The 19,163-nt window shown below is 57.1% G+C and carries 20 protein-coding genes; 12 read left to right on the forward strand and 8 right to left on the reverse strand.

Annotated elements, in window-relative coordinates; genetic code table 11:
• On the forward strand, nucleotides 1-1,167 hold the full coding sequence (locus tag J0X12_RS13535) for a LysM peptidoglycan-binding domain-containing M23 family metallopeptidase (RefSeq protein WP_207046645.1): 1,167 nt from the start codon (nucleotides 1-3) through the stop codon (nucleotides 1,165-1,167).
• A gap of 4 nt (nucleotides 1,168-1,171) precedes the next feature.
• On the opposite strand, the gene J0X12_RS13540 is transcribed toward J0X12_RS13535, so the two are convergent.
• Together J0X12_RS13540 and tmpT are read right to left on the reverse strand one after the other, a co-directional pair.
• The gene (locus J0X12_RS13540) at nucleotides 1,172-1,585 is read right to left on the reverse strand and encodes a PaaI family thioesterase (protein WP_207046647.1); all 414 of its coding nucleotides are present in this window, start codon (nucleotides 1,583-1,585) and stop codon (nucleotides 1,172-1,174) included.
• Nucleotides 1,586-1,675: 90 nt separating this feature from the next.
• Complete coding sequence (gene tmpT, locus J0X12_RS13545) at nucleotides 1,676-2,314, reverse strand: thiopurine S-methyltransferase (protein WP_420497084.1); 639 nt, start codon at nucleotides 2,312-2,314, stop codon at nucleotides 1,676-1,678.
• Between the two features lie 78 nt (nucleotides 2,315-2,392).
• Here tmpT and J0X12_RS13550 point away from each other — a divergent pair, with 78 nt between their 5' ends.
• Entirely contained in the window at nucleotides 2,393-2,806 is a 414-nt protein-coding gene (locus J0X12_RS13550; RefSeq protein WP_207046651.1) for a helix-turn-helix domain-containing protein, read from the forward strand.
• Nucleotides 2,807-2,817: 11 nt separating this feature from the next.
• Here J0X12_RS13550 and J0X12_RS13555 read toward each other — a convergent pair whose 3' ends face one another.
• The gene (locus J0X12_RS13555; protein ID WP_207046653.1) at nucleotides 2,818-3,675 is read right to left on the reverse strand and encodes an ATP-binding protein; all 858 of its coding nucleotides are present in this window, start codon (nucleotides 3,673-3,675) and stop codon (nucleotides 2,818-2,820) included.
• Nucleotides 3,676-3,921: 246 nt separating this feature from the next.
• On the opposite strand from J0X12_RS13555, the gene yajC reads away from it, so the two are divergent.
• The 5 genes from yajC to J0X12_RS13580 all read left to right on the forward strand — a co-directional run bounded on the left by yajC (nucleotide 3,922) and on the right by J0X12_RS13580 (nucleotide 8,005).
• Nucleotides 3,922-4,281: a preprotein translocase subunit YajC gene (gene yajC, locus J0X12_RS13560; protein ID WP_207046655.1), complete on the forward strand. Its 360-nt coding sequence runs from the start codon at nucleotides 3,922-3,924 to the stop codon at nucleotides 4,279-4,281.
• Nucleotides 4,282-4,293: 12 nt separating this feature from the next.
• A complete protein-coding gene (secD, locus tag J0X12_RS13565; RefSeq protein ID WP_207046657.1) occupies nucleotides 4,294-5,874 on the forward strand; it encodes a protein translocase subunit SecD in 1,581 nt (526 codons plus the stop codon).
• A gap of 12 nt (nucleotides 5,875-5,886) precedes the next feature.
• The gene (gene secF / locus J0X12_RS13570) at nucleotides 5,887-6,855 is read left to right on the forward strand and encodes a protein translocase subunit SecF (RefSeq protein WP_207046659.1); all 969 of its coding nucleotides are present in this window, start codon (nucleotides 5,887-5,889) and stop codon (nucleotides 6,853-6,855) included.
• 29 nt (nucleotides 6,856-6,884) lie between these two features.
• Nucleotides 6,885-7,262, forward strand: coding sequence for an Mth938-like domain-containing protein (locus J0X12_RS13575; RefSeq protein WP_207046661.1), 378 nt, complete (start codon nucleotides 6,885-6,887; stop codon nucleotides 7,260-7,262).
• Nucleotides 7,263-7,390: 128 nt separating this feature from the next.
• Nucleotides 7,391-8,005, forward strand: coding sequence for a urate hydroxylase PuuD (locus J0X12_RS13580; protein ID WP_207046663.1), 615 nt, complete (start codon nucleotides 7,391-7,393; stop codon nucleotides 8,003-8,005).
• Nucleotides 8,006-8,058: 53 nt separating this feature from the next.
• On the opposite strand, the gene J0X12_RS13585 is transcribed toward J0X12_RS13580, so the two are convergent.
• Nucleotides 8,059-8,649: a superoxide dismutase gene (locus tag J0X12_RS13585; RefSeq protein ID WP_207046665.1), complete on the reverse strand. Its 591-nt coding sequence runs from the start codon at nucleotides 8,647-8,649 to the stop codon at nucleotides 8,059-8,061.
• A 169-nt stretch (nucleotides 8,650-8,818) separates the two neighbouring features.
• On the opposite strand from J0X12_RS13585, the gene J0X12_RS13590 reads away from it, so the two are divergent.
• A complete protein-coding gene (locus J0X12_RS13590) occupies nucleotides 8,819-9,652 on the forward strand; it encodes a phytoene/squalene synthase family protein (RefSeq protein WP_207046667.1) in 834 nt (277 codons plus the stop codon).
• Between the two features lie 18 nt (nucleotides 9,653-9,670).
• On the opposite strand, the gene J0X12_RS13595 is transcribed toward J0X12_RS13590, so the two are convergent.
• The 3 genes from J0X12_RS13595 to uvrA form a co-directional block, all read right to left on the reverse strand.
• Nucleotides 9,671-10,609 carry a hypothetical protein gene (locus tag J0X12_RS13595; RefSeq protein WP_207046669.1) on the reverse strand — a complete coding sequence of 313 codons (939 nt, stop codon included), beginning with the start codon at nucleotides 10,607-10,609 and terminating at the stop codon, nucleotides 9,671-9,673.
• 188 nt (nucleotides 10,610-10,797) lie between these two features.
• Nucleotides 10,798-12,135, reverse strand: a complete 1,338-nt coding sequence (gene trmFO, locus J0X12_RS13600) for a methylenetetrahydrofolate--tRNA-(uracil(54)-C(5))-methyltransferase (FADH(2)-oxidizing) TrmFO (RefSeq protein ID WP_207046671.1) — start codon at nucleotides 12,133-12,135, stop codon at nucleotides 10,798-10,800.
• Between the two features lie 5 nt (nucleotides 12,136-12,140).
• Nucleotides 12,141-15,035 carry an excinuclease ABC subunit UvrA gene (gene uvrA, locus J0X12_RS13605; RefSeq protein WP_237688142.1) on the reverse strand — a complete coding sequence of 965 codons (2,895 nt, stop codon included), beginning with the start codon at nucleotides 15,033-15,035 and terminating at the stop codon, nucleotides 12,141-12,143.
• Between the two features lie 205 nt (nucleotides 15,036-15,240).
• Here uvrA and ssb point away from each other — a divergent pair, with 205 nt between their 5' ends.
• The 3 genes from ssb (at nucleotide 15,241) to J0X12_RS13620 (ending at nucleotide 18,246) form a co-directional block, all read left to right on the forward strand.
• Complete coding sequence (gene ssb, locus J0X12_RS13610) at nucleotides 15,241-15,747, forward strand: single-stranded DNA-binding protein (protein WP_207046673.1); 507 nt, start codon at nucleotides 15,241-15,243, stop codon at nucleotides 15,745-15,747.
• 93 nt (nucleotides 15,748-15,840) lie between these two features.
• Nucleotides 15,841-16,224 carry a VOC family protein gene (locus J0X12_RS13615; RefSeq protein ID WP_207046675.1) on the forward strand — a complete coding sequence of 128 codons (384 nt, stop codon included), beginning with the start codon at nucleotides 15,841-15,843 and terminating at the stop codon, nucleotides 16,222-16,224.
• Nucleotides 16,225-16,245: 21 nt separating this feature from the next.
• A complete protein-coding gene (locus J0X12_RS13620; protein WP_207046677.1) occupies nucleotides 16,246-18,246 on the forward strand; it encodes a hydantoinase/oxoprolinase N-terminal domain-containing protein in 2,001 nt (666 codons plus the stop codon).
• On the opposite strand, the gene J0X12_RS13625 is transcribed toward J0X12_RS13620, so the two are convergent.
• The gene (locus J0X12_RS13625) at nucleotides 18,243-18,701 is read right to left on the reverse strand and encodes an Lrp/AsnC family transcriptional regulator (protein WP_207046679.1); all 459 of its coding nucleotides are present in this window, start codon (nucleotides 18,699-18,701) and stop codon (nucleotides 18,243-18,245) included. The genes J0X12_RS13620 and J0X12_RS13625 overlap by 4 nt on opposite strands.
• Before the next feature lie 150 nt (nucleotides 18,702-18,851).
• On the opposite strand from J0X12_RS13625, the gene J0X12_RS13630 reads away from it, so the two are divergent.
• A complete protein-coding gene (locus J0X12_RS13630; RefSeq protein ID WP_207046681.1) occupies nucleotides 18,852-19,115 on the forward strand; it encodes a DUF6356 family protein in 264 nt (87 codons plus the stop codon).
• Nucleotides 19,116-19,163 lie beyond the last annotated feature (48 nt).

Genomic DNA, 19,163 nt, shown 5'->3' on the forward strand with positions numbered 1-19,163 from the left:
ATGGCGAGGTATGTATCTTTTTTCAGTCGCGTTGCCTGCGTAAGCCTGCTTCTCCCTTTGATGGCGGGCTGCCTTTATGACGACTATTTGCCGCGCTATCAGAGCGCCAAGGTAATTCACGTACCGAAACCGGAGCTGGTGACCGCCAAGGTCGTCATGCCCGATGATTTTTCGCCCTATTATCAGGATCTTTCCTATCAGTATGTGACCGTGCGCAGCGGAGATACGCTCTCCGGGGTTGCAACCCGCAGCAATGTGCCGGTCCAGGCAGTCATCGCCATGAACAATATGCGCGAACCTTACATGATCTATCCCGGTCAGCAGTTGAAGGTGCCCGCGTTCCATGTTCATTCGGTCCGTCCCGGTGAAACGCTCTACGCGATTTCGCGTGTCTATGATGTGGAAATGTCGGAAGTGGCGCATTTCAACTTTCTCGATGTGCCCTACACGCTTATGCCCGGAACGAAGCTTAAAATTCCGCTGAAGACGCAGGGCGAGGTGAGGGTGGCCTCCGCCGACATGAACGCCTGGCCCGCGGCAAAACCGGCCACAGCCGCGACGTCAACGCAACCGGTTAAGCGGGTGGTGATAAACTCCCTGCCGCAGGTCGTTGCGGTGCCACAACCGCAACCCAAGGCCACGCCGGCTGTGGTGGCACCCAAGGCGGCGGCCCCGGCTGTGAATACCGCTCCGGCACCGAAAGAGGCGGAGCCCGGCTATCAGGTGGCGAAGCTCGACATTCCGCCGGTGCCGACACGGAAATACACGACCAAGGCGCCGCCGCAACGCAGCGGCAAGGCCTTCTCCTGGCCGGTGAAGGGCCAGGTCATTTCCGGTTTCGGCAAGAAGAAGACCGGGTATCACAATGACGGCGTCAATATCGCCGTAAAGGAAGGAACGCCCATCCGCGCCGCGGAAAATGGCGTGGTATCCTATGTCGGCAATGAGATGCGCTCCTTCGGCAACCTTATTCTGATTTCCCATGCCGATGGATATGTGACCGCCTATGGCCATACGGAACGGGCGACGGTCACCAAGGGCGACACCGTCAAGAAGGGCGAGGTGATTGCCTATGCGGGATCGTCGGGCAGCGTGACGCGCAGCCAGCTGCATTTTGAAATCCGTAAAGAAGGCCGCGCGATCAATCCGGTGGCGATGCTGGATTAACGCCTCAAGCTCTCGGGCGCAGCACCGTTTGTGTCTGGGTGACCTTGCCGACGAGCTTTCCGTCCGTATTCCGGAGTTCCGTTTCAATCACAATTGTCGAGCCACCGACATGAAGCGGTTTGGCCGTCGCGGTGACGCTTCCCTCCCGCACGGCACCGAGGAAGTTGGTCTTCGATTCAATGGTGGAGGTGCCACTTGCGCCTTCGGGCAGATTGGCGAAGGCCGCGGCACCGCCTGCGGAATCGGCAAGTGCCATGATCGCCCCACCATGCAGGATACCGGCGCTGGTGCAGAGGGCCGGGCTCCAATCGAGGGTCAGGATCACTTCTTCAGGGGACATTTTCTCGGCCTTCATGCCGAGGGTGGCGCAGAAGGGCATTCTGTCGTGAAGATATGCGGTGAAGTCAGTTGTCGTCATCGGGTCACTTCTTGTTGTTTGAACGGAGAGCCATCCTCGCCCAACCCCGTAGGATAATCAATTACCTCCAGGGTAATGACCACACATCCGTCATGTTTTTTCAAGATGCCAAGCGATTTCATCGGCGGTCACCCGGCCTTTCAACCCACCCGTCACATCTGATTTTTCAAGAAGGGTGGAGCTGTAGCAGGCGTCATAGAGCGCCTTTACGGTCAAGCCATCAATAGAAAAGGGCGGGCCCGCCATTTCGCTCTGGTCATACTCAAAGGTCAGGAGGAGCTGCGGCGCCGTATCGGTGATTTCCGTGACCTGCCGTGCATAACGCCTGCGCATCTCATCGGGGAGCGCCACCAGGGCCGCCCGATCATAGATGGCATCGACGCGTCCGAGATGATCGGCGGAAAGTTCGAAGATATCACCAACGAAAATGTCGATATCCGGGGCGCTATAGCGGGTAAGCGTGCCGGCCGGGGCAATGGCAGGTGTGACACCAAGTTCCTCAAAAAGCTGACGAACGGCTGTTTCGCTGAGTTCCGCGCCGGCGACACGGTATTCCTTCGTCAGCAGCCAGCCGATGTCGAGGGTCTTGCCACAGAGCGGCAGGAAAATGCGGCTTCCGGACGACAGATCAAGGTCGCCAATATGTTTTTCGAGCAGGGCATTTGGTTTGCTTTGGTGGAACCCGATTTCGTTCGCGCTCCACCTTTCGTGCCAGAAACTTGCTTCCATTGTCATTCCTTCTCCGTTGAATATGTGCGCCATTTTTCGTAGGATACAAGTTCAAGTCAACTTGAGGTCAAGAGGAAAATGACGCAGTCCAGAGTGTTGGATATCGGCGAGGTGGCAAAAGCCACCGGTCTGCCGGCCTCGACATTGCGCTATTATGAGGAAAAGGACCTGATCCGGTCGATCGGCCGTCGCGGGCTCAAGCGGCTGTTTGACTCGGCGGTGCTGGAGCGCCTGGCCCTGATTACCCTCGGTCAGCAGGCCGGGTTTTCTCTCGACGAAATTGGCCGGATGTTTTCCCCGGACGGGCGGCCGCAGATTGACCGGGCGCTGCTCGTGGCGAAGGTGGATGATCTTGACAGGAGCATTCGCCAACTCAGCGCGATGCGGGACGGGCTGCGCCATGCCGCGGTTTGCAAGGCACCAAGCCATATGGAATGCCCGACATTTCAGCGCCTGCTCCGGGTGGCCGGGAAAATCCGCGCCCGGGCGTGATCCGGCGTGATCTATTCTATGACGGTGCCGGTCCGTCCGGCGACATCCTGAACATACTGCCAGGCGACCCGGCCTGATCGGGAGCCACGGGTGCGGGTCCATTCAATCGCCTCTCTGGTGAACTCTTCCTCGCCGATGGGGATGTTGTAATGCGCAAGATAGCGGCGAATCATCTCGAGATATTCATCCTGCGAGCAGCTGTGGAAGCCGAGCCAGAGGCCGAAACGGTCAGACAGGGAAACTTTTTCTTCGATTGCCTCCGACGGCATGATGGCGGTCGAGCGTTCATTCTCGATCATGTCCCGGCGCATCATGTGGCGGCGGTTCGAGGTGGCGTAGAAGATCACGTTGGTTGGCCGTCCCTCGAGCCCGCCATCGAGCACGGTCTTGAGGGACTTGTAGGTTGAATCGTCGCTGTCGAAAGACAGGTCGTCGCAGAAGATAACGCAGCGGCGTTTGGTCTTTTGAAGCTGTTGCATCAGGATCGGCAGGGAGGGGATATCCTCCCGATGAATCTCGATCAGGGCCAGCGGGCTGCCGAGTTCCTTGTTCACCTGCGCGTGCGACGCCTTGACGAGAGAGCTTTTCCCCATGCCTCGCGCGCCCCAAAGCAGCGCGTTATTGGCGGGCAGGCCCTTGGCGAAGCGCAGGGTGTTCTCAAAAAGGATGTCGCGCACCCGGTCGATCCCGTGCAGGATTGACATGTCCACATGATTGACCTTTGCCACAACGCGAAGAAGATTGCTTTCCGCTTCCCAGACAAAGGCATCTCCGCTGTCCAGATTAACGGCGGCGGGAGCAGGCGGTGCCAGCCGGTCGAGGCTGTCAGCAATGCGCATCAGCTGCGCGAGGATTTTGTCGTTACTCATAATCACCAATTGAAATCAGAAGGGGCAAACCCCAATTTACGGGACAGGCAACATAAATGCCACCATACGGCAGAATGTTCAAGCACCGGTTCGTCAGGCGGCCTCGGCGGTCTCCAATTGAGGGAGTTTTCCGATTGCGGCTTGCATTGCGCGGCAGGAACAATATAAAAGTCGTTCTGTAATTTCATGGGGAGGGCAGATCGTTGTCGTCCCGTCGTCACGAATTGTACCAAAGGACCTATAAAGATGGACCAAGGATTAACCCAACTTCTGCCGCTCGTATTAATCGGTGTCGTTTTTTACTTTCTTCTTATCCGTCCACAGCAGAAACGGGCGAAGCAACACCGCGCCATGATCGAGGCTGTCCGTCGCGGCGACAGCGTGGTGACTGCTGGTGGGATCATGGGCAAGGTGACCAAGGTGCGCGACGATAACGTCGTCCAGATCGAGGTGGCGCCGGAAGTTCGCATTGATGTGGTAAAATCGACCCTGACCGACGTCAAGAGCAAGGGCGAGCCCGTTGCGGCATCGCCGAAAGACGATGACAAGGCCGAAGGCGACAAGCCCGAGGGCGGCAATCCGGTCAGCAAGTTTTTCAAGAAATAACGGCCATAACTCATGAACCGCTTCCCCACGTGGAAGATTATCGTTGTCGCCATTGTCTGCGCCTTCGGGGTAATCTACACGCTTCCTAACTTTGTCAGCAAAACGGTGCTCAGCGGGCTACCGGACTGGATGCCGACGAAGCAGGTTAATCTCGGGCTCGACCTGCAGGGGGGCTCTCACCTCCTGCTACAGGTCGATGCCGGAGCCGTGAAAACCAAGATGATGGACAGCCTTGTGGATGGGGTGCGCGACAGCCTGCGGCAGCAGGGGGATAATGTCGGGTATCGGGACCTTGGCCATAATGGCGAAGTTGTCTCCTTTACCTTGCGGGATCCGGCGGATGAGGATAAGGCGCGGGAGCGGCTTTCCGATCTTTCCAACATCATGGCGAACGGGCAGCGGGACGTGGTTATTGCGTCCGATGACGGACGTGTCACCCTGACACCGAGCGAGGCGGCAATTATCGCGCGCCTGAGCGCTGCGGTTGACCAGTCGATCGAGATTGTGCGTCGCCGCGTTGATGAAACAGGCGTGAATGAACCGACCATCCAGCGACAGGGCACGGACCGGATTCTTGTCCAGTTGCCGGGCGTTGACGATCCCGACCGGATCAAGCGACTGCTGGGGGAGACGGCGCAGCTGACCTTCCATCTGGTTGACCTGACCGCTGATGTCGGGGCTGCAGGGCGGGTGCCACCCGGTTCCAAGCGGCTTCCGGCAATAGAAGAGAATGGCCGGACATATATCATCAAGAGCCGGGTGATGGTGTCGGGCGAAAATCTGGAGGATGCGCAAGCCACCTTCCAGCAGGGACAGCCGGTGGTCTCCATCCGTTTTGACGGACTGGGGGCAAAACAGTTTGGCCGTGCGACGACCGAGAATGTCGGCAAGCCGTTCGCGATCGTCCTCGATAACAAGGTGGTCAGTGCCCCGCGCATTAACGAGCCGATCCTGGGCGGCTCCGCCGTCATCAGCGGCGGCTTCAATGTGGAGGGGGCGCAGGACCTCGCGCTTCTCCTCCGGGCGGGCGCGCTGCCGGCCCCCCTAGATATCCTCGAGGAACGCTCCGTCGGGCCGGATCTTGGTGCGGACAGCATCGCCGCCGGTGAGATTGCCGGGATTATCGGCATTATCGCGGTTGCGGTCTTCATGATCGCGAGTTACGGCCTGTTTGGCATTTTCGCCAATGTGGCACTTGCGATGAATATCTTCCTGATCATGGCGGTCCTGTCGGTTCTTGGCGCGACCCTGACCCTGCCGGGTATCGCAGGTATCGTGCTGACCATCGGTATGGCGGTGGACGCCAATGTGCTGATATTCGAGCGAATCCGCGAGGAAATCCGTGTCGGCAAGTCGCCGCTCAATGCGGTTGAAGCCGGTTTTGCGCGCGCCTTTACCACCATTATCGACGCCAATGTGACGACCGGTATAGCCGCCACCATCCTGTTCGTGATGGGGTCCGGGCCGGTCAAGGGCTTCGCGGTGACGCTGCTGATCGGGATTATCAGTTCCATGTTTACGGCAATCATGCTCTCGCGCATGCTGATATCCTTCTGGATGCAGCGCAAGCGCCCGAAGACACTTGAGATTTAGGGGACCGGAGACATGTATAAAATCAAGCTTATACCGGATAACACGGCGATCCCCTTCCTGAAATTCCGCATGATGGCCTTTATCGTGTCGGGGGTGCTGATCCTGGGATCAATCGGCGTCTTCCTGACTGCCGGGTTCAACAAGGGAATTGATTTTGAAGGCGGTATCCTTATTGAAATAGGAACCGAAACCGCGCCAGATCTTGGCGATATGCGGAGTTCCCTTGGAGGCCTTGGTCTCGGGCAGGTGGCGTTGCAGACCTTCGGCCGTGATACGGATATCCTGATCCGGGTCCAGAGGCAGGAAGGCGATGCCTCCGCGCAGGAAGAGGCTGTCTCCGTGATCAAACAGCAGCTCGCGTCTGATTACGGCGACAAGATTTCCTACCGCCGCGTTGAATTCGTTGGCCCGACCGTGTCGGAAGAACTGGTGATTGCCGCGACAGAGGCGGTGCTTGTCGCCGTTCTGGCAATGCTGGTCTATATCTGGCTGCGGTTTGAATGGCATTATTCCATAGGGGCGGTGGTTGCACTCGTCCATGACGTAATCCTGACCATCGGTATGTTCGCGATAACGCGGATCGAGTTTAACCTCGCCTCCGTTGCGGCGATCCTGACGATTGTCGGCTATTCGATCAACGATACCGTTGTGGTCTATGACCGTATTCGCGAGAATTTCCGCCGCTATAAGAAGCTGTCGGTCGCGGAGTTAATCAACCTCTCCATCAATGAGACATTGACGCGAACGACGATGACTTCGGTCACGACTTTACTTGCGCTTGTCGCCCTCTATATCTTCGGGGGTGAAGTGATCCGCGGCTTTGCAACGGCCATGATCTTTGGCGTTGTTGTCGGAACGTATTCGTCGATCTTCGTTGCTGCGCCGGTCCTTCTTCATATCGGCCTGACTCATCAGAAAGAGGAAGAGGACGGGTTTGCCGGCGCGGAAAAGGCTGACGGGGACGCGGACGAGAAAAACTAGGATTTCGCGATCCAACCACAGGAGACGTCATGCAAGACATATCCGGCCTTCCCAAAGAAGGGCAGCAACTCATCAATGGATACGGTGACGGCGGCTTCCGTGTAAGTGGCGTCCGCTATGAGGGATCTGTCCTGATTCTGCCGGAAAAAACGGAAAGCTGGTCTCTCACGGATATCGAGGCGCTTAGCCTCGATAGTCTCGACAGCCTTGCCCAAAACAGCGATGAAATCGATATCCTGCTGATCGGCTGCGGCGAGGGGATGGCTTTTATCGAGGATGACATCCGCGCAAGCCTGCGCGCGAAAGGGGTCGTTATCGACGCCATGAGCACAGGGGCAGCCGTCCGGACCTACAATGTTTTATTGCTGGAACGCCGCCGGGTCGCCGCGGCGCTGATCGCCGTTTAATACTCCCTTCATATTACGGACTTTACATATAAGGCAATCCGGCCTTATGATTCTCCGCATATATCCTCCCGGAAGAAGAAAATTGTAGGAGTGCCGGGCGGGATATCCTTAAGGGGAAGGAAAAAGTCATGTCCAGTATATTATCAAACCTCAGAAATACGGTTATTGCCGGGATTGTCCTGACCGTCATAATGGTGCTGATTGTCGCCGGGATAACCGGCGGCGGCTTCGAAGTGGGCGGCCATGCCTATGGCGCCTTTATCATGCGCTGGCTTCACGTGCTGAGCGGCGTTATGTGGATCGGCCTGCTATGGTATTTCAACTTCGTGCAGATTCCAAACATGCCCAATATTCCAGATGAACAGAAACCTGCGATTGGCAAGGTGATTGCGCCGGCCGCGCTGTGGTGGTTCCGCTGGGGCGCGATGGCAACCATCGTCACCGGCCTGCTGCTGGCCTGGATGAACGGCTATATCGGCGATGCACTGACACTTGGTGCGATGAATGGATTTGCCGTCGACAAGAGCCTTGCCATCGGTATCGGCATGTGGCTGGGCATCATCATGTGGTTCAATGTCTGGTTCGTGATCTGGCCAAACCAGAAGAAGGCACTTGGCCTCGTTGAAGCGGATGCAGAAACGAAGACGGCGTCCGCCCGGACGGCGATGCTTTTTTCCAGAACGAATACAATGCTGTCGATCCCAATGCTGTATGCGATGGTCTCGGCGCAGAATCTTTTCTAGGCAACAAAAAAGGCGCTTCCCGCAGGAAGCGCCTTTTCCCGATACTTTAGCGATTATGCCTTGGCGAGATTTTCATTCGCAAAGTCCCAGTTGATCAGGTGATCAAGGAAGGTTGCGATATAATCCGGCCGACGATTCTGGAAGTCCAGGTAATAGGCATGCTCCCAGACGTCCATGGTGAGTAATGGCGTGGCGCCATCGGTAAGCGGGCAGGCCGCATTCGGGGTCTTGGTGACCTTGAGCTTGCCGCCGTCGAGAACCAGCCAGGCCCAGCCGCTACCAAACTGAGTGGCGCCGGCAGCCTTGAATTCCTCGGCAAATTTTTCGTAAGAACCGAAATCAGCATTGATCTTGTCGGCAATTGCGCCGGTCGGCTTGCCGCCGCCGTTCGGCTTCATGGAATGCCAGTAGAAGGTATGGTTCCAGACCTGGGCCGCATTGTTGAAGACGCCAGCCTTTGCCGCGTCACCCGCCGTATCCTTCATAATCTCTTCGAGCGATCGGGAGTCGTTGTCGAGGAGATTGTTCAAATTCGTCACATAAGCGTTGTGATGCTTTCCGTAATGAAAATCGAGGGTATTTTCCGAAATATGGGGAGCCAGAGCATCTTTTGCGTAAGGAAGGGGGGGAAGTTCAAAAGCCATAATTATCCTCTTGCCATTTTATTGGTCAATTTTTCAGTTCATAATTCCGTGAAAATTCAAGCCCCTGAACGGGGAAAGAACTCGCATATCGCTACGCTTACAGATATATAGCAAATTATGCGCGCTTCCAGTTTTTTATAATGATTCTATATGAAAGTTGAGACAGCTTGTGAATGAGTCCGGTCAGAACAGCTATCTATCCGATGAAGTTAAGCGATATGATTATGATCGCTGGCTGACAACCCTCTTCGCTCCGCCCGACGCCCGTGATGGGATTTTTACGATCCTGGCCTTTCATGCGGAGATTGCGCGAATCCGCGAGACGGTGACTGAACCGCTGCTCGGTGACATTCGCCTGCAATGGTGGCGCGACGCGCTCACGTCGATTGCGGGTGGATCCTTGCCCGCCCATCCGGTCGCCGAGGCGGTGGCGCGTCTCATTCCGGCCCATGATCTAGATGTTGGTGACTTTCAGAAACTGATTGAGGCCCGATCCAAGGATCTTGATCCGCTGCCTTTTGGCCGGACCGACGAGCTGCTGGACTATGCGGAGCAGACCGGTGGTCTGCTAAATGTCCTTATTCTGAGAATATTGGGTGAAGAGACGGACGCAGGCCTGGCCGTGGCACGCCAGGTCGGCAAGGCCTATGCGCTTAGTGGCATCCTCAGGGCAGTCCCGTATCATGTCGCCCAGGACGTTCTGCGGATTCCCTCGGATGTTATTGCGGCGCATGGCCTGACGGCGGACACACTCTTTACATCAAAGAACCGGGAGGGTTTCTTTCGGATCATGCAGGAACTGGCGGCGATTGCCGAGCAGGAACAGGCGACGGCGCGCCAGTTGATGCAGGGAAGGCCGAAAACGGAAAAGGCCGCCTATCGACTGGCGGCGCTGACGACACTGTATCTCGATCGCCTCCGGACGGCAGGTTATGATCCGGCACATGAGAAAATGGATATTGGAAGATTACGGAAAATATTCGCGCTCTTTTTCTGGCGATAGCGATAGCGAAGAACGGCTCTAGACGCCGCCCAGCCGCCAGCTTTGGGATTGCATATAGTTCCGGGCAAGGAACTGATAGGTTTCCCTGAGGAGCCGTTCAATCTCCTGGCTTTCCTCAATGATTGCGCTTTTCCATTTATCCAGAATTTCGTGCCAAACCATGAAATGCTGATGGAGCTTGTCGCGCGTTTTGCGGATCGCAACGACCGTCGGCTGGAAATTCCGAAGGATCACCATGACTTCGCAGGTCTGGGCGTCAATATCGATAAAGTTTCGGTCGAATTTCCGGATAACCGGATCGATCAGAACCTGCATCCGGCCGATATCGTCGGACGTTGCCCGGTCACGTTTGTAGAGGACCGCTAGTCGATTGAGATTGGTACTGATCTTCTTGATTTTTGCATAATGTTCGCGCAAGGCCTCGATGTAGGCGAGCTCGCGTACAACTTCATCGATCTTCGCAACCACGTCTTCGCGTCGAACACCGAGGTCAACAGCAATCTCGCGGAAGGCCTCCTGAACCTTTTCCTTTGTTTGCGGGTCATTGGATATTTCTTCTAGCTCATTGAGGTTAAGGACGACGCCCTCGTTCCCCTTGAGCCAGGATAGAACCTGCATGGTGATGCGGCCGCGGGCAATTTCCTTATGCCTGTCCTCTATTGACCAGGAGGCAGACCCATCGAGCAGTTCCTTCGGGATAGAGTCATTCGGCCGGATTTCCCGAACATATTTGAGCGCACGACCAACGGTGCTCAGAAGCTGGGCATCCGAGCTTTCATCTTCGATACCAAATTCCTTGCACAGGGACTTCGTTGGTATTGCCCCCTTCATTTCGCCAAGATTGACGTAAAAGCAAGGTTCTTTCGTATCGTGAGTCAGTCTGAAATACGCTCCCTCGAAACTGAAGATCTTATGATCAAACGCGAAGAAGACGTTAGGGTCTCGTTTTTCATCCATGGAATTGCCCACTGCATCTCATGCAATCAAATAGTCTGGTTTAATATACACTTACTGTCCGCTATTCAGTTTTCCGCCGCGCCGACCTGTCAAAATAGGGGCGTCAGGGCGAATAAATGAACGTTCGAGAGTGATCATAGGTAAACATTCTATACAAATGGTTACCGTATTGCGATGTTTTCAAAAAATCAGATCAACGCTTTGTTGAGCCAGCCCGAAAAGTCCTCTGCGGCACGTGCGGTATAGGCCTGCTTGCGTTCCTTTTTCTTGACCCGGCCTTCCGGGGGCGGAAAAAGTCCAAAATTTACATTCATTGGCTGGAAGGATTTGGCGTCCGCCCCACCGGTGATATGGCTCAGGATTGCGCCCATGGCCGTGGTAACAGGCGGCAGGGCAAATACGCTCCCCGCGATATCCGCGGCAGCGAGCCGACCGGCGATCAGCCCGATTGCGGTGCTTTCCACATATCCCTCGACCCCTGTGATCTGGCCCGCAAAGCGGATATGAGGATGATTCTTGAGGCGAAGCTGTTCATCCAGAACTTCCGGACTGTTGATAAAGGTATTGCGGTGCAGGCCGCCAAGGCGGGCGAACTCCGCTTTTTCGAGCCCGGGAATGGTCGAGAATATGCGCTTCTGTTCCCCATAGGTGAGCTTGGTCTGGAACCCGACCATATTATAGAGCGTGCCGAGCTTGTTATCCTGACGGAGCTGGACAACGGCATAGGGTTTCTCGTCCGAATTCGGGTTGGTGAGGCCAACGGGCTTCATGGGCCCAAACCGGAGTGTTTCCGGTCCGCGTTCCGCCATCACCTCAATGGGCAGGCAGCCATCGAAATAGGGCGTATTCTTTTCCCATTCCTTGAATTCTGTCTTGCCACCCTCATTCAGCGCCTGGATGAAGTCTCTATATTGCGCCTCGGTCATCGGGCAGTTGATATAGTCGGATCCGTCGCCCTTGTCATAGCGGGACTGGAACCAGGCGATATCAAAATTAATACTGTCTTTATAGACAATCGGGGCAATGGCATCGAAAAAGGCGAGGGCATCGGCGCCGGTCGCCGCATGGATTTTTTCCGCGAGCGCCCCGGAGGTTAGGGGCCCCGTGGCGATTATTACCTGTTCCCAGTCGGCGGGGGGCAGGTCCGTGACTTCCGCGCGTTCCAGCGTGACCAGGGGATGGGCTTCTATTTTCTCCTGAACATAGGCGGAGAAACCATCCCGGTCGACCGCAAGCGCGCCGCCCGCCGGGACCCGGTTGATATCGGCACTCTCCATGATCAGTGAGCCCATATCCCGCATTTCCCGATGAAGGAGCCCAACAGCGTTATTTTCCGCATCATCAGAGCGGAAGGAGTTGGAGCAGACAAGTTCCGCGAGACCATCGGTCAAATGCGCATCCGTCCCGCGAACGGGGCGCATTTCATGCAGGATGACGGGTACACCCGCCGTAACGAGCTGCCAGGTGGCTTCGCTTCCGGCCAGGCCGCCACCGATAACATGTACGGGTTTTTGATCTGCACTCATGGACTTTACGCAGCCTTCGTTTTCTTGGTCTTTTTCGCCTTGCCTTCGGCCTGCTTGACCGCGGGCCGCTTGGCGAGAATGTCTTTCAAATACCGTCCGGTGTAGCTTTCCGGGACCTTGGCAACTTCTTCCGGCGTGCCTTCGGCAACCAGATAGCCGCCCGCATCACCACCATCGGGGCCCATATCCACGACCCAGTCGGCGGTCTTGATAACCTCGAGGTTATGCTCAATCACGAGGACGCTGTTGCCCGCATCGACAAGGGCCTGCAGCACTTCCATCAATTTGCGCACATCCTCGAAGTGAAGGCCCGTGGTCGGCTCGTCGAGGATATAGAGGGTACGGCCCGTTGCCCGGCGAGAAAGTTCCTTGGCCAGTTTGACGCGCTGCGCCTCACCGCCTGAGAGGGTCGTCGCCTGTTGCCCGACATGGATATAGCCGAGGCCGACCTGTTGCAACGTCTCGAACTTTTCGCGGACGTTCGGCACGGCCTTGAAGAACACGGCGGCATCATCAACGGTCATGTTCAGGACGTCGGAGATGGACTTGTCCTTGAACTTGATCTCCAGTGTCTCACGGTTGTAGCGCTCCCCCTTGCAGACGTCGCATTGTACATAGACGTCGGGCAGGAAGTGCATCTCGATCTTGATCACGCCATCGCCCTTGCAGGCCTCGCAACGGCCCCCCTTCACGTTGAAGGAGAAACGCCCGGACTTGTAGCCGCGGGCTTTCGCTTCGGGCAGGCCCGCAAACCATTCGCGGATCGGCGTGAAGGCGCCGGTATAGGTCGCCGGGTTGGACCGCGGCGTGCGGCCGATGGGCGATTGGTCGATATCGACAATCTTGTCGAGCCATTCAATCCCCTCGATCCGGTCATGCGGTCCCGGGTGATTGCGGTTGTTGTTCAGCTTCTTGGCGATGGCCTTGTACAGCGTCTCGATAATCAGTGACGACTTGCCGCCGCCTGACACGCCGGTCACGCAGGTGAAGGTGCCAAGCGGGATGTTGACATTCACGCGCTTAAGGTTGTTATGCCGCGCGCCGATGATATGAATCTGGCGGCTTTCCTTGATTTCACGCCGTTGCTTCGGCAGCGGTACTTCCATCTCGCCGGAAAGATATTTGCCGGTGATGCTTTCCGGCTCTTTCATGATGTCTTCCGGGGTGCCCTGCGCAATCAGGCGCCCGCCGTGACGGCCGGCGCGCGGGCCCATATCGACCACATGATCGGCGGTCATGATGGCTTCCTCGTCATGCTCGACCACGATCACGGAGTTGCCCTGATCGCGGAGGTTGACGAGGGTTTTAAGAAGCCGGGCATTATCACGCTGGTGCAGTCCGATGGACGGCTCGTCCAGAACATACAGCACGCCGGTGAGTCCTGATCCGATCTGGGAGGCGAGGCGGATACGCTGGCTCTCGCCACCGGAGAGCGTGCCGGAACCCCGCGAAAGCGTCAGATATTCAAGCCCGACATCGACTAGGAAGCCGAGCCGTTCATTGATTTCTTTGAGCACCCGCTCGGCGATGGAATTGTCCTTGTCCGACAGGGCGGTCGAAAGTTCCTCAAACCACTTGCGGGCATCAAGGATGGATTTTGCACAGACTTCGCCGATATGATGGCCATTGATGCGGATGGCGAGGCTTTCTTCCTTCAGCCGGTGACCCCCGCATTTACTGCAGGCTGTCTTGTCCTGGTATTTTTCCAGGTCCTCGCGGACCCAGCTGCTGTCTGTCTCGCGCCAGCGTCGTTCGATGTTGGGGATAACACCCTCAAACGGCTTGTTGGTCTTGTAGGTCCGCAGGCCGTCGTCAAAGGTGATCTGGACTTTCGTCTCTCCCGTGCCGAAGAGGATTGCCTGCTGGGCTTCCTCGCTGATCTCTTCCCACGGCTCCGTAGTCGTAAAGCCGTAATGTTTGGCGAGGGCCTCCAGCGTCTGCATGTAGTAGGGCGCCGGTGTCTGGGACCGGGACCAGGGGGCAATCGCGCCCTCCCGCAAGCTCAGTGTCACGTCCGGCACGATCTGGTCCGGATCGAAGAACATTTCCGTCCCCAATCCGCCACAGGCGGTGCAGGCACCGTAGGGGTTGTTGAAGGAGAAGATGCGCGGCTCGATCTCCTCGATCGTGAAGCCGGAAACCGGGCAGGCGAATTTGGAGGAGAACATCGTCCGCTCCTGCGTGTCCGCATCTTCCACGGCAAACAGGCCATCCGCGAGGTCGAGCGCCGTCTCGATGGAATCGGCAAGACGGCCCTGGATATCCTCATTCAGGACCACGCGGTCCACGACCACGTCGATATGATGCTTGATCTGCTTGTCGAGATCGGGCGTCTCCTCGATATCATAGATTTCACCGTCGATCTTGACCCGCTGAAACCCTCGCTTGCGAAGGTCCAGGAACTCCTTGCGGTACTCGCCCTTGCGGCCGCGCACGATGGGGGCCAGCAGGTACAGCCGCTTGCCCGTGCCCATGGCCATGACCTGGTCAACCATCTGGCTAACGGTCTGGCTGGCAATCGGCAGGCCCGTCGCCGGGGAATAGGGCACACCGATACGGGCGTAGAGAAGGCGCAGGTAGTCGTAGATTTCCGTTACCGTGCCGACCGTGGAGCGCGGGTTCTTCGATGTGGTTTTCTGCTCGATCGAGATAGCCGGGCTGAGGCCGTCAATATGATCCACATCCGGCTTCTGCATCATCTCCAGGAACTGCCGGGCATAGGCTGACAGGCTTTCCACATAGCGCCGCTGCCCCTCCGCATAGATGGTGTCGAAGGCAAGGGAGGACTTGCCGGACCCGGAAAGACCGGTGATTACCACCAACTGGTCGCGGGGGATATCGATATTGACATTCTGCAAGTTATGTTCGCGTGCGCCGCGGATGCTGAGGATCTTCTGCATTCGGATAGTATACCTGACCTGTGCTTGAAACTGTGCCGGAATTTATAGGGTATCATGTGAAAAGGCCAGACTTATTGGCAAAATATGTTTTCATTTTGTTCACGGCCGACATTATGCTCGAAAAGCACTGGCCAGAGCCGCTTTTGCACGTTATTGTCTGGCCAGAATTTTTTAAAAGAATACAGAATCGGAAGCGGAACACACCATGGCGGGCAGCGTTAATAAAGTCATTCTTGTTGGAAATCTGGGGGCGGATCCTGAGGTTCGATATATGAACAACGGAAAGCCCGTCTGTAACCTGCGTGTTGCGACGAGCGAATCCTGGAAAGACCGCGACAGCGGCGAACGGCGCGAGCGGACGGAATGGCATAGGGTCGTTATATTCAACGAGGGGCTTTGCAAGATTGCCGAGCAGTTCCTGAAAAAAGGCTCCAAGGTTTATCTGGAAGGCCAGTTGCAGACCCGCCAGTATGAGCAGGATGGGATCACTAAATATTCAACGGAAATCGTGCTGCAGGGCTTCAACTCTGCACTGACCATGCTGGATAGCGCCGGTGGCGGCCAGGGGCAGGGCGCAGGCTATGGCGGCGGCGCGGCGCAGCAGGGCGGCAATGATTTCGGCGGCGGGGGTGCCCCTGGCGGTGATCGCAGCTATGGCGGTCCGTCCGGCAGCGGCATGGGCGGCGATTTTGATGACGATATCCCGTTCTAGGAGCGTGGTAATCACGACGAAACAAGGAAAAGGCTGTCCGTCACGGGCGGCCTTTTTTTATGAGATGGAAAGACAGGCAGAGGAGGGTAACGCATGGCGCTGGATCATATTTCCGTTGCTGTGAAGGATCTGGAAAAAGCCGGGAGGTTTTACGATGTGGTTTTTGCGCCTCTGGGCATGGTCCGGCTGGCGGATCGTCCCGAAACCATTGGCTATGGCAAGAAGTTCCCGGAATTCTGGATCAATGCGCGCCCCGATATGGCGCCGGTCCCTGCTGATACCGGGGTTCATATCGCCCTCCGTGCCCGCAGCGAGGAGCTGGTCCTCGATGTCTACCAGACGGCGCTGACCAATGGCGGATATGATGCCGGCGCCCCCGCGCCGCGTCAGGCCGTGCTCGGCCCCTATTTCGGTGCCTTCTTCAAGGACCCTGATGGAAACAAGGTCGAGATTTTGACCTTCCCCAAACCCGAGTAGCCCGGCGGGTATGGTGGCATAATGGCGCTATTGCTGGGGATTGATACCGGAGGCACCTATACGGATGCCGTGCTGTTCGATGAGGAGCGGGGCGTGATCGCCAGCGCCAAGTCTCTTACCACGCGGGCAAATTATGCCGTCGGTATCGGCAAGTCTGTGGCGGCCGTGGTCGCGGCGGAAAAGATTTCTCCCGCCGATATCGGTCTTGTTTCCCTTTCGACAACGCTGGCGACTAACGCGCTGGTGGAGGGGCAGGGCGGCCGTGTCTGCCTGGTCATGATCGGTTTTGACGAGGCGGCGCTGGATCGCAATGGCCTGCGCGAAGCCCTGAAGGGTGATCCCGTCATATTTTTGGGCGGTGGGCATAACGGGCAGGGAGAGGCCGAGGTTCCGCTCGACGAGGCAGCGCTTGCGGCGGAGCTCGCAGAAAAGGCGGGTCATGTCACGGCCTTTGCGGTTGCCGGCCTTTTCGCCATCCGCAACCCCGAGCATGAACTCCGGGTTCGCGAACTAATTCTACAGCGGTCAGACAGCTACAGCGTCACGTGCAGTCATGAGCTTTCCAGCAAGCTCGACGGACCGCGGCGGGCGCTGACGTCTGTCCTGAATGCGCGGCTGATCAATCTTATCCATCACCTGATCACCTCAAGCGAGTCCCTGTTCGCGGAGATGAAAATTGACGCGCCGCTGATGGTGGTGCAGGGGGATGGCGCCCTGATCTCGGCGGAGATTGCCAAGGTGAAACCGATCGAGACGATCCTTTCCGGTCCGGCGGCAAGCCTTGTCGGCGCGGCCTACTTAAGCGGCGAGAAAAACGCGATTGTCTCGGATATCGGCGGGACGACGACAGATATTGCGGTTCTTGAAAACGGCAGTCCACGCCTTGATGCAGATGGCGCGACCGTTGGCGGCTGGCGCACCATGGTGGAGGCGGTGGCGATCCATACGGTCGGGCTTGGCGGGGATAGCGAGGTGGCGGCGGTCAAGTCCGGATTCGGGCTCGCGCTGGCGCTGGGGCCGCGGCGCGTGGTGCCGGTCAGTCTGCTCGCCGTGGACTATCCCGATCTTGTGCAGACCACACTGGACGCGCAACTGTTGCGGGAGCGATGGCAGGATAATTTTGGCCGCTTTGCCCTTGCGGTGGGTCGGGAAAGCGCGCATCTGGCCATCCTTTCTGATCTCGAAAGAGAGCTGCTCGCCGAGTTGCAGGCTGGACCAATGCCTTTGGAGAAGCTGGTCACGCGGAGAAAACAGGCGGCAGCGCTGGACCGGCTGGTGTCGGCGGGCCTGGTGATGATTGCCGGGCTGACGCCGTCAGATGCGGCGCATGTTCTGGGGCTGCACGAAGCCTGGGACCGGAGCGCGGCGGAAAAGGCGGCGACCCTCTTTGCCCGGCAAAAGGATGGGCGCGGTGTTCCGCTCGCCCGGTCGGCGACAGAGGTGAGTGACATGATTTTTAACGCGCTGGTGACCACATCGAGTGAGACATTACTCGCCGCGGCGCTGGGCAAGGATTCCTTACTGACGCCGGGCGAGGCAGTGACGGTTCTTCATGCGGCGCACAGGGAGGATCCCCATCCGCTGGTCAATGTGGATATTGGCCTTCGCCTGCCGGTTATCGGGCTCGGCGCGTCGGCCCATATCTACTATCCGGAGGTGGCGGCACGACTCAAGACAAGGGCCGTCATCCCCGGACATGCCGGTGTCGCCAATGCGGTGGGTGCGGTGGTAGGGCAGGTCCGTGTGAGTGCCCATGCCAGTATTTCCCCGACGGATAACGACGGCTATCGCCTTTATCATAGCGGAGAGCCGCTGGATTTTGCGAGCCTTGAGGCCGCGGCTGCCGAAGCGGAGAAATGCCTGACCTGTGAGGCGCGGGAACTGGCGATTGAGGCCGGGGCGGCGGAAATAAACACGAAGTTCGTCCGGCGAGATAATATCGCCCACATCAATGGTCAGGAAATGTTTGTCGAGAGTCTTCTCGACGTCACTGCCTTCGGACGGCCGCGGATCGCCCGTTAAGGCGTTTGCAGGGGTAGGGCGGTGGTGAACTTGATCTCCTCCATCGCGAAATTCGAACTGACATCGGAGAGATCGATCTCCCGGATCAGGCGATGATAGAACTTGTCATAGGCGGCGACGTCCGGGACCACCACTTTCAGCAGATAATCGATATCACCGCTCATCCGGTAGAATTCCATGATCTCGGGGAATTTATCGACCGTTTCGGCAAATTTGCGGAGCCAGTCCGCATCATGGCGGCTGGTCTTGATGGCAACGAAGACGGTGACCGGCAAGTTGAGCCTGTTCCGGTCGAGGAGGGTGACCTGCGCCCGGATGACGCCCGTCTCCTCCATCGACTTGATCCGCCGCCAGCAGACAGTGCGGGAGCAGCCGACTTTCTCGGCCAGGTCAGCGACGGCGATCGAGCTGTCCTGTTGCAGATGGGAGAGGATCTTGCGATCTATGGCGTCCACGGAAATTTATCCCTTATAAATGCAAAATATTGAAACGTATGTTTCATAATATAGGAATTTTGCGTTAATAAAAGGCAAAATTTCCGGTAAATATCGTTATGATTACCCCATATTAAAGCTGTGAGTGCAACCAGATACCGGATGAATAACATGACGATCCTGAACCTTTTTACCGATCATCCCGCTTCCGTGAATGAAAGCTATGTCGAGCATATGGAAATGTCCGGCACATTTGCCGCCTGGTTGTTCGCTGCCGGATTCTGCGCCGCGGTTCATGCTGTCTTTCCATTCCTTTTTGAGAAAACAGGTAGCCGGATCATAACCAGACTGCATAACCGGATGGTGACGGGACGGGTGACAAAGCCGACCCCCATGCCGCTGGCTCATCAGGCTCTCGACAGCGCGGCCTTGTAGGGTTACCTGCTGGGCGAAATCGGTGCGTTTTTGAGGCCTGCTAAAGGT

The organism is Sneathiella sedimenti (assembly GCF_017313765.1).
GTDB classification, from domain to species: Bacteria; Pseudomonadota; Alphaproteobacteria; order Sneathiellales; family Sneathiellaceae; genus Sneathiella; species Sneathiella sedimenti.